At 67.9% G+C, this 14,656-nt stretch carries 13 protein-coding genes; 3 read left to right on the forward strand and 10 right to left on the reverse strand.

The genetic code is table 11. The features are described from left to right. Positions 1-13 precede the first annotated feature (13 nt). Together HNR09_RS00090 and HNR09_RS00095 are read right to left on the reverse strand one after the other, a co-directional pair. The gene (locus tag HNR09_RS00090; RefSeq protein ID WP_179540199.1) at positions 14-736 is read right to left on the reverse strand and encodes a response regulator; all 723 of its coding nucleotides are present in this window, start codon (positions 734-736) and stop codon (positions 14-16) included. Continuing rightward, positions 726-1,853, reverse strand: a complete 1,128-nt coding sequence (locus HNR09_RS00095; protein ID WP_179540200.1) for a sensor histidine kinase — start codon at positions 1,851-1,853, stop codon at positions 726-728. The genes HNR09_RS00090 and HNR09_RS00095 overlap by 11 nt, the downstream gene beginning before the upstream one ends. Before the next feature lie 109 nt (positions 1,854-1,962). Here HNR09_RS00095 and HNR09_RS00100 point away from each other — a divergent pair, with 109 nt between their 5' ends. Beyond that, complete coding sequence (locus HNR09_RS00100) at positions 1,963-2,772, forward strand: ABC transporter ATP-binding protein (protein WP_179540201.1); 810 nt, start codon at positions 1,963-1,965, stop codon at positions 2,770-2,772. After that, complete coding sequence (locus HNR09_RS00105) at positions 2,759-3,574, forward strand: ABC transporter permease (RefSeq protein ID WP_246348659.1); 816 nt, start codon at positions 2,759-2,761, stop codon at positions 3,572-3,574. The genes HNR09_RS00100 and HNR09_RS00105 overlap by 14 nt, the downstream gene beginning before the upstream one ends. A gap of 8 nt (positions 3,575-3,582) precedes the next feature. Here the strand turns inward: HNR09_RS00105 and HNR09_RS00110 are convergent, their stop codons facing one another. Further along, positions 3,583-4,749, reverse strand: coding sequence for an ROK family transcriptional regulator (locus HNR09_RS00110; RefSeq protein WP_179540202.1), 1,167 nt, complete (start codon positions 4,747-4,749; stop codon positions 3,583-3,585). Positions 4,750-5,034: 285 nt separating this feature from the next. Here HNR09_RS00110 and HNR09_RS00115 point away from each other — a divergent pair, with 285 nt between their 5' ends. Continuing rightward, complete coding sequence (locus HNR09_RS00115; RefSeq protein WP_179540203.1) at positions 5,035-6,735, forward strand: glycoside hydrolase family 13 protein; 1,701 nt, start codon at positions 5,035-5,037, stop codon at positions 6,733-6,735. 97 nt (positions 6,736-6,832) lie between these two features. Here the strand turns inward: HNR09_RS00115 and HNR09_RS00120 are convergent, their stop codons facing one another. From HNR09_RS00120 to HNR09_RS00150, 7 genes are all read right to left on the reverse strand, one after another. After that, a complete protein-coding gene (locus HNR09_RS00120; protein ID WP_179540204.1) occupies positions 6,833-8,080 on the reverse strand; it encodes an ABC transporter ATP-binding protein in 1,248 nt (415 codons plus the stop codon). 115 nt (positions 8,081-8,195) lie between these two features. Then, the gene (locus HNR09_RS00125; protein ID WP_179540205.1) at positions 8,196-9,047 is read right to left on the reverse strand and encodes a carbohydrate ABC transporter permease; all 852 of its coding nucleotides are present in this window, start codon (positions 9,045-9,047) and stop codon (positions 8,196-8,198) included. Further along, entirely contained in the window at positions 9,047-10,033 is a 987-nt protein-coding gene (locus HNR09_RS00130; protein ID WP_322479736.1) for a carbohydrate ABC transporter permease, read from the reverse strand. Before HNR09_RS00130 ends, HNR09_RS00125 begins: the two co-directional genes overlap by 1 nt. Next, positions 10,030-11,400, reverse strand: a complete 1,371-nt coding sequence (locus HNR09_RS00135; protein WP_246348664.1) for an extracellular solute-binding protein — start codon at positions 11,398-11,400, stop codon at positions 10,030-10,032. The genes HNR09_RS00130 and HNR09_RS00135 overlap by 4 nt, the downstream gene beginning before the upstream one ends. A 277-nt stretch (positions 11,401-11,677) precedes the next feature. Beyond that, positions 11,678-12,970 carry an ATP-dependent Clp protease ATP-binding subunit ClpX gene (gene clpX, locus HNR09_RS00140; protein WP_179540206.1) on the reverse strand — a complete coding sequence of 431 codons (1,293 nt, stop codon included), beginning with the start codon at positions 12,968-12,970 and terminating at the stop codon, positions 11,678-11,680. A 169-nt stretch (positions 12,971-13,139) separates the two neighbouring features. Beyond that, on the reverse strand, positions 13,140-13,748 hold the full coding sequence (locus HNR09_RS00145; RefSeq protein ID WP_246348926.1) for an ATP-dependent Clp protease proteolytic subunit: 609 nt from the start codon (positions 13,746-13,748) through the stop codon (positions 13,140-13,142). 178 nt (positions 13,749-13,926) lie between these two features. Beyond that, entirely contained in the window at positions 13,927-14,514 is a 588-nt protein-coding gene (locus HNR09_RS00150; RefSeq protein ID WP_179542920.1) for an ATP-dependent Clp protease proteolytic subunit, read from the reverse strand. Between the last annotated feature and the right edge of the window lie 142 nt (positions 14,515-14,656).

Raw genomic sequence — 14,656 nt, forward strand, 5'->3', positions numbered from 1 at the left:
GTTCCGGGCCAGGTCAGCCGAGGATCCCCTCATGCAGGGCACGCAGCACCGCATTGGTGCGGTCCCGTGCCCCGAGCTTCTGCAGGATCGTGGAGATGTGGTTCTTCACGGTGCCCTCGGCCAGGTGCACGAGCTCGGCGATCTGCCGGTTCGCGTACCCCTCCGCCACCAGCCGCAGCACCTCCAGTTCGCGCTCAGTGAGCTCCTGGATCACCGCAGGGCCCTCCCCTCCCGGCGCAGGCCCGCTGCGGATGGCCTCCAGCAGCCTGCCGGTGATCGACGGAGCGATGAGCGTGCCACCGGCGGCCAACGTGCGGACAGCCACGGAGAGCTGCTCCACCGTCACGTCCTTGAGCAGATAGCCGCGAGCCCCTGCGCGCAGCGCCTCCAGGACGAGTTCGTCATCGTCGAAGGTGGTCAGCACCAGCACCGGCACCTCATGGCCGTCCTCACGCAGGCGACGCAGCAGCCACAGGCCGTCGTGGCGAGGCATGCGCAGGTCCAGGAGCACCACATCGGGCTCTGTCCGCAGGATCTCCTCCAGCCCCCGGGCGCCGTCGGACGCCTCGGAGACCACCATGATCCCTGCCAGGTCCAGCAGAGTGCGGATGCCCTGCCGCACCAGAGTCTGGTCGTCGACGACGACGACGCGGGCCGGGGTCGACCCGGATGCGCTGGGCGGGGACTCTCCGCCCCCGGGAGCTTCAGGCGCCGCGCCGGGCACGTCAGCGACCATGCCCGACTCTGTCCCGGGACACGGGGAACCAGGCCTCCACCTGGAAGCCGCGGCGTCCCTCGAAGGCGACCTCGCCGCCGAGATGCCCGATCCGTTCCCGCACGCCGGTCAGACCGTGGCCGGGGCGGATCTCCGGCGAGCCTCGGCCGTCATCCGCCGCCTGCAGCGTGACCCTGCCGTCCCGGGCGGCGATCGTGATGCCGAGCTCATGGGCCTCGGCGTGTCGAAGCGTGTTGGTGATGATCTCCTGCCCGGCGCGGATGAGGGCGGCGGTCTGCTCCTCGTCCAGCTCGACCTCAGGGTCGACGTCCACTCTCACCTCGAGGTCAGCCGCGCCCGCGGCGATCCGGCGCAGGGCTTCCTCGACGCCGAGATCTCCCTGGGCACGCAGCTGTCCGACGGTGCGACGCACATCTGCCAGCAGCTCCTTGGCCACGCCTGCCGCCCGGACCAGGTGCGACTCGGCCTCGGCCACGGCGCGATGCCGGGCCGCTTCCAACTCCAGGTTGAGCACCGTGAGCTGGTGCCCGATCTGGTCATGGAGCTCTCGTGATATCCGCAGTCGCTCAGCGTTGCGCGCCTCGGCCTCGAGGACCACAGAGGCGGCCGTGAGCTCGACGGTGCGCTGCTCCAGCTCACGCCTGAGCCGCGACTCGCGGTTCAGAGCCACCGAGCTGAACACCGCGGCCAGGTGGATGAACAGGTAGAAGACGGTCGACGCGCTGGCCTCGACAAGGTCCGCCCGATGCAGAGCCATGGATGCGGCGATGACGAGGCAGTTCAGCCCCACCACCGTGAGCGTCACCCGGAGCGACACCACGTACGTCCCCACCGCGGCGATCACCACGAGCAGGACGGCCAGCATCCCCTGCTGCGGCATCGTGCCCATGACTATCCACGAGGTCACCACGGCGGCGCCGTAGGAGCCCAGCTCCAGCGCACGGCTACGCGGGGCGCTGGCGGCCACCAGCACGGCCGCGAGCGACACACCGAAGAGCGCCGCCCAGGCGGGCAGCGGGATGAGCGGGCGCTCCCCTGCCACGAGCAGCAGGATGCCGATCCCGGCACACATGACCAGGATCAGACCGCCTGAGAGCTCCTCCGCACGACGTGACATGGACCCACCCTATCCACCTGCTCCGAGAGGCAGGGGTGCCGAAAGTCATGGGCACAGGTCATGACCCCGGGCACAGGCGTCGGCGTTGGCCGGCCGGAAGAGTGGAACCATGACGAGACGAACCCAGCACAGAACACCCCCGGACTCGGCCCCTGCGAGACTGCAGAGCCGAGGTCACTCCAGAGAACTCGCCGTCGAGGCGCGGGGGCTCACCAAGAGCTACGGCACGCGCCGCGCGGTCGACGGCGTCTCCCTGGGTATCCGGCGCGGGGAGGTCTTCGGCCTCCTCGGCTCCAACGGAGCGGGCAAGACCTCGACCGTGGAGATGATTGCGGGACTGCGGAGCCCTGACGCCGGAGAGGTCCGCATCCTGGGCCTGAACCCCTGGCGCGACCGCACCGCAGTCCGTCAGATCCTCGGAGTCCAGCTGCAGGAGGCCATGCTGCATGGCTCGCTGACCTGTCGAGAGCTGGTCCGCCTCTACCGCAGCTTCTACCCCGACCCGCTCGGAACAGACCAGGCTCTGTCGATGGTGGAGCTCACCGACAAAGCCTCCACCCGTTTCGACGATCTCTCTGGCGGGCAGATGCAGCGGCTCTCGATCGCTCTCGCCCTGGTCGGCGATCCCTCCGTGGTCATCCTCGACGAGCTCACCACAGGGCTTGACCCGCGCGCACGACGGCGGATCTGGGCCCTGATCGAGTCGCTGCAGGACCGGACCGTGCTGCTGGTCAGCCACGCGATGGACGAGGTCGAGACCTTGTGCGACCGGCTCGCCATCCTCGACGCCGGTCAGATCATCGCCGAGGGCACCCCCGAGCAGATCCGGCAGAAGGCCGGAGCCGACACGCTGGAGGACGCCTTCGTCACACTGACAGGCGGTCCGATCACCACCGAGGAGGACGATGATGAACACTGAGACCCACTCCCCCGGCGGCACCGCCGCACCCGCCGACTCGTCGGTCCGTTCCGGGCGACGCCCCGGGCCCCTGGCCTGGCTGCTCATGGTCGACGCCGAGGCCCGGATGGTCGTCCGCGACACCGCGGGCCTGGTCATCCCTCTGGGTCTGCCGCTGCTGATCATGGTCATGAGCGGCTCCGCCGCAGCCGGTGAGAGCGTCGGCGGAGGCCTGACAGCGATGGACGTCTACGTCATGCCGCTGGTGCTGGTCCTGGTGATCGCCACTGTGGCGGTCATCAACATGCCCAGCTTCCTGGCCAGCTACCGGAAGTTCCGGATCCTGCGGCGTCTCGCCGTCACACCGGCCTCACCGATGATGGTGCTGGTCGCGCAGTTCGTCGTGAGCGCCCTGCAGATCCTGCTCGGGCTGGCCTTGGCCGTGGGCGTGGCCATGATCTTCTTCGATGCCAGTCTGCCCACCCACCTCCTGACCGCCCTGGCGGTGCTCCTGTTGGTCTTCGCCGCCATGTATGCCGTCGGGCTGGTGATCGCTGCACTGGCACCGACTACGAACTCCGCAGTGGCGATCGGACTGGTCCTCTTCTTCGGGATGGGCGCGCTGGGCGGACTCTTCGGCGGCATGGCGAACCTGCCGGACACGCTTGCCGACATCGGCGCCTGGCTTCCCTTCGGCGCTGGCGTCGAAGGACTCCAGGCGGCCTGGCTCGGCGAGAGCATCGACTGGCAGCACTGGTTCAGCCTGGGAGTGACGGCGGTGGTGGGAACCGGGATCGCCACGGCGACCTTCCGCTGGGACTGACGTCTCCGTCACACCTCGAGGGCGTGCGCCCGCACATGGTCGATCGCACAGCGCACCGCTCCGGCCCGCACGGCGTCCGCCCCCAGCGTGGAGGCCTCCACCTGCAGCCAGGGGGCGTAGGGGTTCTCAGGCAGCCGACGCCGCACCGCGTCCATGAGGTCTCCCAGGGCCGGGGCCACGGCGCCGCACAGCACCACGCGGTCAATGTCGAGCAGGCCGCCGAGCAGCATGCACACGCGGGCGAGCCGTCCGGCCAGATCCTCGACGATCTCCAGGGCGAGCGGGTCTTCCCGGTGGGCGGCGGCAAAGACGTGCTCCGCCTGGACGCGGTCGGCGCCGACGCCTGCCAGGCTGCTGTCCCGCCTCCCCTCCGCCAGGGCATCGCGGGCCAGCCGGCGGGCGAGGCCGCCGAGCCCCTCGGACGACCCGACGCCCTCGACCATGTCCAGGAAGCCCATCTCCCCGGTGCGGCCGCGCGGCTGGCGGACGAGCTCGCCGTTCATCACGATCCCGGCGCCGAAACGCTCCCCCGAGAGCAGCGCCGCAAAGGAGGACTCGGGGGCCTCGGCGCTGAGGCGGAGCTCCGCGAGGGCGGCCAGGTTGGCGTCGTTCTCCACGATGGCGGGCCACCCCCGTGCATCACCGAGAGTGATGAGGTCGGGGTTCATGCGTTGCCAGAAGGGGTTGGCGTCCCCCGGGGACAGTCCGTCCAGATCCACCGGGGCCGGAACCCCGAGGACGATGGCACGGATGCGCTCCGGCTCCACCGCCGCCGCGGTCAGGGCTGAATCGATCGCCTCATCGACCTCGTCACGCCGGAATCCTGGGTCCAGCACCTCTGGATCGAGACGGCGATGCGCGCGACCGACCTCGTTGGCCCGAAGGTCGGCGACAGCCGCCGAGATTCCGTGCTGTCCCGCGTCAACTCCGATCACGTAGGCCGCGTCGGGCCGGAAGGCGTAACGCAGCGCGGGCCGCCCCGTCGAGTGTCCACCTCGACGCCGGGCCGTCCCCGCGGAGGTCAACCAGCCCTCGTCGACCAACGCCTTGCACAGGGTGAGGACGGTGGCGCGCGTCAGTCCTGTGACCTCCATGAGCTCCGAGGCCGTGGCCGCTCCGGATCCCCACATGTGCTCCAGAACGCGCTGGGCGTTCTCCCGTCGCAGCTGCTGCATGGAGACACTCCCTTCTGATAGCACCCCGGGGCCCTGGCCGGATCAGCCAGCGGAGCTGCTCTGACGCCCCCGATCCGCCGTCACAATAGTATTGCGTCACTTTTATTTATAGTCTATATTTATGTCGTAGCTCACCCGTCTCCCGGCTCACCGCGTCGCCGATCACCCGTGGTGTCAGGTCGATCACGGGCCCGTCGCTTCACGCTCCCGCCGACGACTCACCAGCCGCGAGCCTCCCGAGACCGGGGACGATCTGCCCACGCTTCTCCAGGAAAGGACCAGCAATTGAGCACTGACACCCGCGCCGCCGCACCCGAGGTGCGAATCTCCGGCATCGACCCGCACTGGTGGCGCCAGGCAGCCGTCTACCAGATCTACCCGCGCTCCTTCGCCGACGCAGACGGCAACGGCATCGGCGACCTGCAGGGCATCATCACCCGGGTCCCCTACCTGGCCCAGCTGGGCATCGATGCCGTCTGGCTCAGCCCGTTCTACCCCTCTGCCCTGGCCGACGGCGGCTACGACGTCGACGACTACCGCGACGTCGACCCGAAGATCGGCACCCTCGAGGAGTTCGACCAGATGGTGGCCGCCCTGCACGCCGAGGGCATCAGAGTGGTCGTGGACATCGTCCCCAACCACTCCTCGGACCGCCACGAGTGGTTCCGTCAGGCACTGGCGGCCGAACCCGGTTCACCGGAGCGCGAGCGCTACATCTTCCGTGACGGCACCGGTCCCGAGGGCGCCGAGCCGCCCACCGACTGGACCAGCATCTTCGGCGGACCGGCCTGGACCCGAGTCCCGGACGGCCAGTGGTACCTGCACCTCTTCGCCCCAGAGCAGCCCGACTTCAACTGGGCCAATCCCGAGGTCCGTGCCGACTTCCTGAAGACGCTGCGCTTCTGGTCCGACCGCGGCGTGGACGGCTTCCGCATCGACGTCGCCCACGCCCTGACCAAGGACCTCACCGACCCGCTGCCCTCGGAGGCGGAGCTGGACGCGATCCCGCGCGACGCCGGCCAGCACCCGATCTGGGACCGTGACGAGGTCCACGAGATCTATGCGGAATGGCGCAGGGTCTTCGACTCCTACGACCCGCCTCGCACCGCGGTGGCTGAGGCCTGGGTGGAACGGCACCGTCGGCCGCGGTATGCCAGCGCCGAGGGCCTGGGGCAGGCCTTCGAGTTCGACCTGCTCACCCAGGAGTTCGACGCCGCGGCGTTCAAGGACGTCGTCGTGGACAGCCTCAGCCTCGCCGCCGAGTCCGGATCCTCCTCGACGTGGGTGCTGTCCAACCACGACGTCGTCCGCCACGCCACCCGGTACGGCCTCCCGCCGCTGCCGGAGACCGTGGGCACCACGGAGCAGGATCGGAAGCAGGGCGCTGCCTGGGTGCTCGCCGGTGCTCCCGAGGACCAGCTCGATCGTGAGAAGGGCGAGCGCCGGGCCCGGGCTGCGACGCTCTTCGAGCTCGCGCTTCCTGGGTCCGCCTACCTGTACCAGGGAGAAGAGCTGGGACTCCATGAGGTCGGTGACATCCCCGACGAGGCTCGGCAGGACCCGACGTTCTTCCGCAGTCCGGGCGTCGACAAGGGTCGCGACGGCTGCCGGGTCCCGCTCCCCTGGTCCAGCACGGGCCTCACGTTCGGGTTCGGCTCCAGCTCGGCCCACCTCCCGCAGCCGCAGTGGTTCGCCGACTACGCGGTCGAGGCACAGGAGCGCGTGGACGGATCCACGCTGGAGATGTACCGTGCGGCCTTGCACCTGCGACGCGAACTGCAGACCGACGAGACCCTGGAGTGGATCGAGACTGGCCGCGACGACGTCCTGGCCTTCCGACGCCCGGGAGGGTGGGTGACGGTCACCAACTTCGGTGAGGATGACGCAGCGCTGCCGTCAGGCGAGGTGCTCCTGGCCAGCAGCCCGCTGGTCGGCGGAAGGCTGCCCGGCGCCACCACAGTCTGGCTGCGCGAGTCGCAGAGCTGACCCCCTTGCCGGCCCCGGCGGTCGAGGCCGACACTGGGCCAGACAGAGGAGCCCCGCACCGCCATGACAGCGGTGCGGGGCTCCTCTGTCCTCCAGGTCAGGCGTTCTTCTGGGCGGCACGCTCGGCGTCGCGCCGGCGATCCTCCCTCGCCAGCCGGGTGAGCTCCTCCCCAGCTTCGGCGTCCCGGGTGAGGTTCTCTCCGGTGGCCGGGTCGAACAGGTGGATCCGCCGAGAATCGACCCACAGCGTGGCAGAGTCGCCGCCTCGCAGACGCGAGGTGGCGTCCACCGCGACCACCAGCTGGGTGCGCAGCTCGTCGGCGTCCATCTCTTCGGCGAGGGTCTGCATCGTCTCGGCGACGCGCGGATCATTCTCATAGGAGACGTACACGTACTGCTCGTTGCCCAGCCACTCGGTGTGGGTCAGCTCCGCCGCAAAGGTGGAGCCCTTGGAGAGCTGCGGCTCGCTCAAGGTGGCGGCGTCCTCGAAGAAGTCCGGACGGATGCCGGCGAGCACGATGTCCCGGTCTCGGCCCGCCGCAGCGGTGTGCTCCGGCAGCTCGATGTCTCCGACCGGGCTGCGCAGCACCGAGCCCTCGATGGTTCCAGGAAGGAAGTTCATCGACGGGGCACCGATGAAGCCCGCCACGAAGAGGTTCGCCGGCTGCTCATAGAGCTCGCGCGGAGAGGCGATCTGCTGCAGCTCGCCCTTCTTCAGCACCGCCACCCGGTCCCCGAGCGTCATAGCCTCGGTCTGATCATGGGTGACGTAGACCGAGGTGGTGTTGAGGCTGCGCTGCAGCCGGGAGATCTCAGCGCGCATCTGCCCACGCAGCTTGGCATCCAGGTTGGAGAGCGGCTCGTCGAAGAGGAACGCGTTGGCGTGCCGGACGATGGCCCGGCCCATCGCCACCCGCTGGCGCTGACCACCCGAGAGGTTCGCCGGCTTACGCTCCAGATGGTCCGTGAGCTCCAGCATGTGGGCGGCGTTGCGCACGCGCTCGTCGACCTCCGTGTCGGAGAACTTGCCCTTGGCCAGCCGCATCGGGAAGGCGATGTTCTCGTAGACGGTCAGGTGCGGGTACAACGCGTAGTTCTGGAAGACCATGGCCAGGTTCCGATCACGCGGAGCCCGTTCGTTGACCCGTTCTCCGCCGATGAGCAGCTCACCGGAGGTGATGTCCTCCAGCCCCACGATCATCCGCAGCAGGGTGGACTTCCCGCATCCCGACGGCCCCACCAGGATGACGAACTCCCCATCCTCAATGTCGATGGAGATGTCATTGACGGCCGGGAAGCCGTCGTCGTACTTCTTCACGATGTTCTTCAGGGTGATGGATGCCATGTTGACGTCTCCTCCACGGTCACGACGCTTCCGACAGCGTCCGGGGCTTCAGGTCTGGGGCTCCCGCTGGGCGGGGTGGTGCGTGGGCCGACGGCACCGACGGGACCGGATGCTCTCATCCCTTCACCGCTCCCTGCGTCAGGCCGGAGACGATCTGCCGCTGGAAGAGCAGCACGAGGACCACCACAGGGATGGTGACCACGATGGCCGCCGCCGAGATCGCCCCGGTGGGTTCCTCGAACTGCGAGGCGCCGGTGAAGAACGCCAGCGCCGCAGGGACTGGACGGGCCGCCTCCGTCGAGGTCAGCGATATCCCGTAGACGAAGTCGTTCCAGGCGATGAAGAACGCGATGATCGCCGTGGTGAACACTCCGGGCATGGCGAGCGGGATGATGGCTCGGCGGAACGCCTGCCACTGGGTCGCGCCGTCCACCTGGGCCGCCTGTTCCAGCTCCCAGGGGATCTGCCGGAAGAACGCCGCCAAGGTCCAGATGGAGATCGGCAGGGTCAGCGACAGGTACGGGATGATCAGGCCGAGCCAGGTGTCATAGAGACCGATGGTGCGCCAAAGGTTGAACAGCGGGGTCACCACGGAGATCACCGGAAAGATGGAGACCGCCAGCGCGGAGCCCAGGATGATCTTCTTGCCCGGGAAGTCCAGGCGGGCGATCGCATAGGCGCACAGCGTGGCCAGCACCACCGCGATGAAGGTGGCGATCAGGGTGATGCCGATCGAGTTCCGCAGTGCGGTGAGGAAGAGCTCCTGGGCGTTGCCCACGAAGATCATCTCGTAGTTGGCCCAGGTCCACGTCGTCGGCAGGAAGGTGTTGTTGCCCAGGTCGCCCGGGGTCTTGAAGCTGGTCGCCAGGATAGCGGCGACCGGGAACAGCGCGTAGACCAGGACCAGAACGGTCAGCACCGTCCAGCCGAGGCGCTTGCGGCCGGTGAGCTTGCCGGGAGCAGCCATCACTTCTTCCCTCCCTTGCCGCCGGAGGCGTCCGTGCCGCTGGCGAGGTCGACTTTGAAGAACTTGATCGCGATGAAGCAGATCAGCAGCACGCACAGGAACAGCACCACGGAGATCGCCGAGCCGAGGCCGATCTCCAATCGCCCGATCGACGTGCGATAGGCCAGCAGCGAGAGCACCTCGGTGTCCGCGTCACCGCCGGTCATGATGAACACGTTGTCGAATATCCGGAAGGCGTCCAGTGCCCGGAAGAGCACCGCCACCATGATCGCGGCCTTCATGTTCGGGATGACGACCCGGCGCATCTGCTGCCACCAGGTCGCCCCGTCCACGCGGGAGGCCTCGAGGAGCTCTTCCGGGACCTGGGCGAGACCAGCCAGCAGGAGCAGCGCGATGAATGGAGTGGTCTTCCAGATCTCCGAGGCCATGATCACGGTGATCGCCGTGCCGAAGTCGGCGAACCAGTCCAGCTCCGCTCCGATGCCGGGCACCCAGCCGAACCAGCTGTTCACGAAGCCGGAGTTGATGTCGAACATGTAGTACCAGGCGAAGGCCGAGACCACAGTGATGATGCCATAGGGCACCAGGATCGCAGTGCGCAGCAACCCACGGAGCCTCTTCAGCGCTCGGTGCATCACCAGGGCCAGGGCGAAGCCCAGTACCAGCTCGACGGCGACCGTCACGATCGTGACCAGTACCGTCACACCCAGAGCGCTCCAGAAGACGCCGTCGGTGAAGATCGTCGTGTAGTTGGACAGAAACACGAAGTCCCGCTCGTCCGGCGCGGTGAGCCGGAAGGCGAACATCGAGTCGAAGACCGCCTGGGCGATCGGGTAGGCGGTCACGGCGAGCATGATGACGAAGGCGGGGCCGGCCAGCAGCCAGCCCAGACGCGCCTCCGCTCTGGATCGGTCCGATCTCACCGCGCGGCGCTGGTCGGTGGCCCGCCGTCGTGCACGGCGGCTGTCATCTGCGGTGGTGGTCACAGGAGACGCTCCCCTCTCAGCACTTCACCCACGGTGGTGTCGGCCTCGGCGGGCGTCCGCTCGGGGTCCACTCCGCTCAGCGGGGTGTAGTTCAGCTGGATGGTTGTCGAGATCTCGTTGTAGTAGGGCGTCTGCGGCCGCGGCGCCGCATTGTCCAGCGCCTCGCGGATCTCGTCGGCCATCGGATAGTCCTCCTCGACGCGCGCGTCGTCGAAGGCGGCTTCGGAGGAGGGCGGATTCCCATTGGTGACGAAGTACTCCGCCTGGTTCTCCGGGGCGACGATGCACTCGATGGCTTCGTAGGCCAGCTCAGGGTGCTCCGACTCCGCTCCCACGCCGAGGTTGATGCCGCCCAACGGCGGTGCTGAGGGAGTGTCCGCGTCCATTCGTGGGTACTGCGCCCAGCCGATGTCATCGGGGAGGTCCGCGTCCACGGTCCCTTCCTCGGCGGCCGCGTTGGTCGCCGCCCAGACGAAGGGCCAGTTGAGCATGAAGGAGCCTTCGTCGCGCTGGAACAGCAGCATCGACTGGTTCTCGTCCATGGAGGCGATGCCAGGGCCGCCGAGGCCCTCGGAACCGATCCGGTGGAGCACCTCGGCGGCGGCACGTCCGGCCTCGGAGTCCAGGTTGGTCTCCAACTCCTCGGAGGCGGCCGAGGGGTCCACCAGGATCGACACGTCCTGGGACTCGACCAGCGCATTGAGCCAGACCGTCATCGACTCGGCGCGGATCCCCTGGACGGAGAGGTGCTTGTCCTGCTCCTCGGCGACGTCCATGATCTGATCCCAGGTGACCGGCTCGTCCATGTCAAGCCCCGCCTCCTCCACGACCGACTCCCGGTACCAGAGCAGCTGGGTGTTGGCCCAGAACGGAACAGTGACCAGCTCGTCGTGCCACATGGCTCCGGCCAGCGCACCCTCCAGCGTGTCGGAGGTGGTGCGTTCAGCGACGCCCTCGGGGATCGGGGCGAGGAAGCCCGGCTCCGCCAGTTCGGGGATGAACGGCGGGTCCAGACTCATGATGTCTAACGAGGTGTCTCCAGCGGCCAAACGCCGGGCGAGCTGCTCACGCTGAGAGGGAGCATCGTTGGGCAGCAGCGAGGTCTGTATCCGATAGGCTCCGTCGGCCTCCTCGGAGCACTGCTGCGCCAGCGCCTCCTGGCCTCCGTCGTCAGGATTGATGTACCAGGTCAGCAGTGGGGTGTCGTCCCCGCCTCCGCAGGCGGAGAGCACAAGTCCTCCGGCGAGGACCACGGCGGCGGCGCGGACGGGACGGGCACGGAGGTGCTGCCGCGAGGAGGCGGCCCTCCCCTCCCGCGAACCGCCTGCAGCCCCGGCGGGCCCTCCCGGCATCGAAGTCTCTGGCATAGACCGTCCACCTCTCTCAGGTCCGAGCGGCATCGGTGAGAAGGCGTCGGTGAAAGGCCCGCCCCCCCGCGATGACTCTGTGAGTGCCCTCACTATATACCCAGGGAAGACCTGGTCAGAGGGATGACATCCCCGCGTCGACTTCGACGGCGCTGGAGGAGGATGACACCGAGGAGGAATCCCCAAGACAGGTGAGTCCCCCGCCGAGATACATCAGCGGGGGACTCACCACATCAGAGAGGGGCGAACGGCATTCTCAGGCCTCGTGGTGAAAGGCTCAGGCGGACTTCTTGCGCAGCTTCTTGGCCTCGGCATGGGTCAGCAGCACCGGATCCACGCCCTCGCGAACGACGTCCTCGGTGATGGTGACCATGGAGACGTCATCCCAGCTCGGCAGATCGAACATCACGGGGTTCAGCACGGCCTCCAGGATGGACCGCAGCCCACGGGCGCCGGTCCCCCGGGCCTCAGCCTGCTCGACGACGGCGGTGAGCGCACCCTCGTCGAACTCGAGTTCCACGCCATCGATGGCGAAGATCTTCTGGTACTGCTTCAGCAGGGCGTTGCGGGGCTCGGTGAGAATCCGGATCAGCGCCTCCTGGTCCAGGTCCTCGACCGTCGCCACCACCGGCAGACGGCCGATGAACTCGGGAATGAGACCGAACTTGTGCAGATCCTCCGGCTCGACGTCGGAGTAGGAAACCTCATCCCTGCTGATGGTGCTCAGCGGTGCGCCGAAGCCGATGCCCTTGCGCCCGGCCCGCGAGCCGATGATCTCATCCAGGCCCGCGAAGGCCCCAGCCACGATGAAGAGCACGTTGGAGGTGTCGATCTGCATGAACTCCTGCTGGGGGTGCTTGCGCCCGCCCTGCGGGGGAACCGAGGCGACGGTGCCCTCCAGGATCTTCAGCAGCGCCTGCTGCACGCCCTCGCCTGAGACGTCGCGGGTGATCGAGGGGTTCTCCGACTTACGCGAGATCTTGTCGATCTCATCGATGTAGATGATGCCCTGCTCAGCCTTCTTGATGTCGCCGTCGGCGGCCTGGATGAGCTTCAACAGGATGTTCTCGACGTCCTCGCCGACATAGCCGGCCTCGGTGAGCGACGTCGCGTCGGCGACGACGAAGGGCACCTGCAGCTTCCGCGCCAGGGACTGGGCCAGATAGGTCTTGCCGGAGCCGGTGGGACCGACCAGCAGGATGTTCGACTTGCCGATCTCGACGTCGTCAAGCGGGCCCTTCTCCAGCGAGGCGGTCTTCTTCGCCGAGCCGGTGGCCTGGATGCGCTTGTAGTGATTGTGCACCGCCACGGCCAGCAGACGCTTGGCCTTGTCCTGCCCGATCACGTACTCATTGAGGAAGTCGCTGATCTCACGGGGAGTGGGCAGCTCGAAGTCGTCCGGCTCCTGGACCTCGTTCAGGTACTCCTCGATGATCTCGTTGCAGAGTTCGATGCACTCGTCGCAGATGTACACCCCGGGGCCCGCGATGAGCTTGTAGCGGACCTGCTTCTGGCTCTTCCCGCAGAAGGAGCATTTCAGCAGATCTGCGCTCTCTCCGATTCGTGCCATGCCTCGCAATCCCCTCAGATCATCGGGTCCTGGGCATCCCCCGGACCATGCCGCCGGAACGATGACCGCCGCCCAGGACGGTACCCGACAAGCCTACTTCACCCCGGTGACATCCTCCGTGACATCGGCCCGTCCCACCGTGTCCGGCCGGCCACCTCCTGGCGACAGGTCAGAGGGGCAGCTTGCGGGAGGCCAGAACCTCGTCCACCAGGCCATAGTCCTTGGCGCCGGCAGCAGAGAGGAACTTGTCCCGATCGATGTCCTCGCGGACCTGCTCCGGGGTCTTGTCCGTGTGCTGAGCCAGCACGTCCTCCATCCAGGTGCGGATGCGCGCGACCTCGTCGGCCTGGATCGCCAGATCGGTGGCGGTGCCGCGCTGGCCGCCCATCGCCGGCTGGTGGATGAGCACCCGGGCGTTGGGCAGCGCCAGACGCTTGCCCGGGGTGCCTGCGGCCAGCAGCACGGCGGCCGCCGAGGCCGCCTGGCCGAGACAGACGGTCTGCACATGCGGGCGGACGAACTGCATCGTGTCGTAGATGGCCGTCATCGCAGTGAAGGAGCCACCCGGGGAGTTGATGTAGAGGGTGATGTCCCGTTCGGAGTCCATCGACTCCAGCACGAGCAGCTGGGCCATGATGTCATCGGCCGAGGCATCGTCCACCTGGCTGCCGAGGAAGACGATGCGGTCCTCGAAGAGCTTCGCGTAGGGGTCCTGACGCTTGAAGCCGTACGGGGTGCGCTCCTCGAACTGCGGCAGGATGTAGCGCGAGCTGGGCATCGCCGGGAGGGTCGGCGCGGCGGCCGGGAGGCCCTGGGCGGAATCGTGGTCGAAGAGGTTCATGTCTGTGGTGCTCCTGTGGTCCTGCTGATCCGCGGGCAGATCAGTCCGGGTGATCGGTACGGAGGTCAGTGGTCCCCGCCGACGCGCGGCCGGCGGGCGCTGCCAGCTGGACGGATCAGACTCCCCCGCCGCCGGAGACGGTGGAGGAACGCTGGGCGATCTTGTCGAAGAAGCCGTACTCCAGCCCCTGCTCGGCGGTGAACCACTTGTCCCGTGCGTTGTCCTTGAGGATCGTCTCCACCGTCTGACCGGTCTGCTCGGCGGTGAGCTCAGCCATGACCTGCTTCATGTGCTGGATCAGCTCCGCCTGGATGCGCACGTCGGATTCGGTGCCGCCGATGCCTCCCGAGGGCTGGTGCATGAGGATGCGGGCATGCGGGGTGGCGAAGCGCTTGCCCGGGGTGCCCGAGGAGAGCAGGAACTGTCCCATGGAGGCGGCCAGGCCGGTGGCGACGGTGACGACGTCGTTCGGGATGAACTGCATGGTGTCGTAGACGGCCATGCCCGCGGTCACCGAACCCCCGGGGGAGTTGATGTAGAGATAGATGTCCCGCTCGGTGTCCTCGGCGGAGAGCAGCAGCATCTGCGAGCAGATGGCGTTGGCGTTGTCATCGCGGACCTCCGACCCCAGCCAGATGATCCGCTCCTTGAGCAGACGGTTGTAGATGTAGTCGTCGCGTGACGCCGGGTCCACGGTCGACATGCTGGGCAGGCTCTCAGACATGGACGTTCCTCCACTCCAGTGTTCTCTCAAGTCCGGGATCGGCCGTCGGCGGGGGACTCGGTCCCGCATCGCCCACACGGCCGTCCGTGCTGTCCCCGACATTACCTGGTGATCGGCCGGG

The sequence above is a fragment of the Nesterenkonia xinjiangensis genome, assembly GCF_013410745.1.
In the GTDB taxonomy this organism is placed as follows: domain Bacteria; phylum Actinomycetota; class Actinomycetes; order Actinomycetales; family Micrococcaceae; genus Nesterenkonia; species Nesterenkonia xinjiangensis.

Coding starts and splice junctions, on each gene's coding strand:
- HNR09_RS00090 (WP_179540199.1), bottom strand. CDS start 736: ATGGTCGCTGACGTGCCCGGCGCGGCGCCTGAAGCTCCCGGGGGCGGA.
- HNR09_RS00095 (WP_179540200.1), bottom strand. CDS start 1,853: ATGTCACGTCGTGCGGAGGAGCTCTCAGGCGGTCTGATCCTGGTCATG.
- HNR09_RS00100 (WP_179540201.1), top strand. CDS start 1,963: ATGACGAGACGAACCCAGCACAGAACACCCCCGGACTCGGCCCCTGCG.
- HNR09_RS00105 (WP_246348659.1), top strand. CDS start 2,759: ATGATGAACACTGAGACCCACTCCCCCGGCGGCACCGCCGCACCCGCC.
- HNR09_RS00110 (WP_179540202.1), bottom strand. CDS start 4,749: ATGCAGCAGCTGCGACGGGAGAACGCCCAGCGCGTTCTGGAGCACATG.
- HNR09_RS00120 (WP_179540204.1), bottom strand. CDS start 8,080: ATGGCATCCATCACCCTGAAGAACATCGTGAAGAAGTACGACGACGGC.
- HNR09_RS00125 (WP_179540205.1), bottom strand. CDS start 9,047: ATGGCTGCTCCCGGCAAGCTCACCGGCCGCAAGCGCCTCGGCTGGACG.
- HNR09_RS00135 (WP_246348664.1), bottom strand. CDS start 11,400: ATGCCAGAGACTTCGATGCCGGGAGGGCCCGCCGGGGCTGCAGGCGGT.
- clpX (WP_179540206.1), bottom strand. CDS start 12,970: ATGGCACGAATCGGAGAGAGCGCAGATCTGCTGAAATGCTCCTTCTGC.
- HNR09_RS00145 (WP_246348926.1), bottom strand. CDS start 13,748: ATGCCCAGCTCGCGCTACATCCTGCCGCAGTTCGAGGAGCGCACCCCG.
- HNR09_RS00150 (WP_179542920.1), bottom strand. CDS start 14,514: ATGTCGACCGTGGACCCGGCGTCACGCGACGACTACATCTACAACCGT.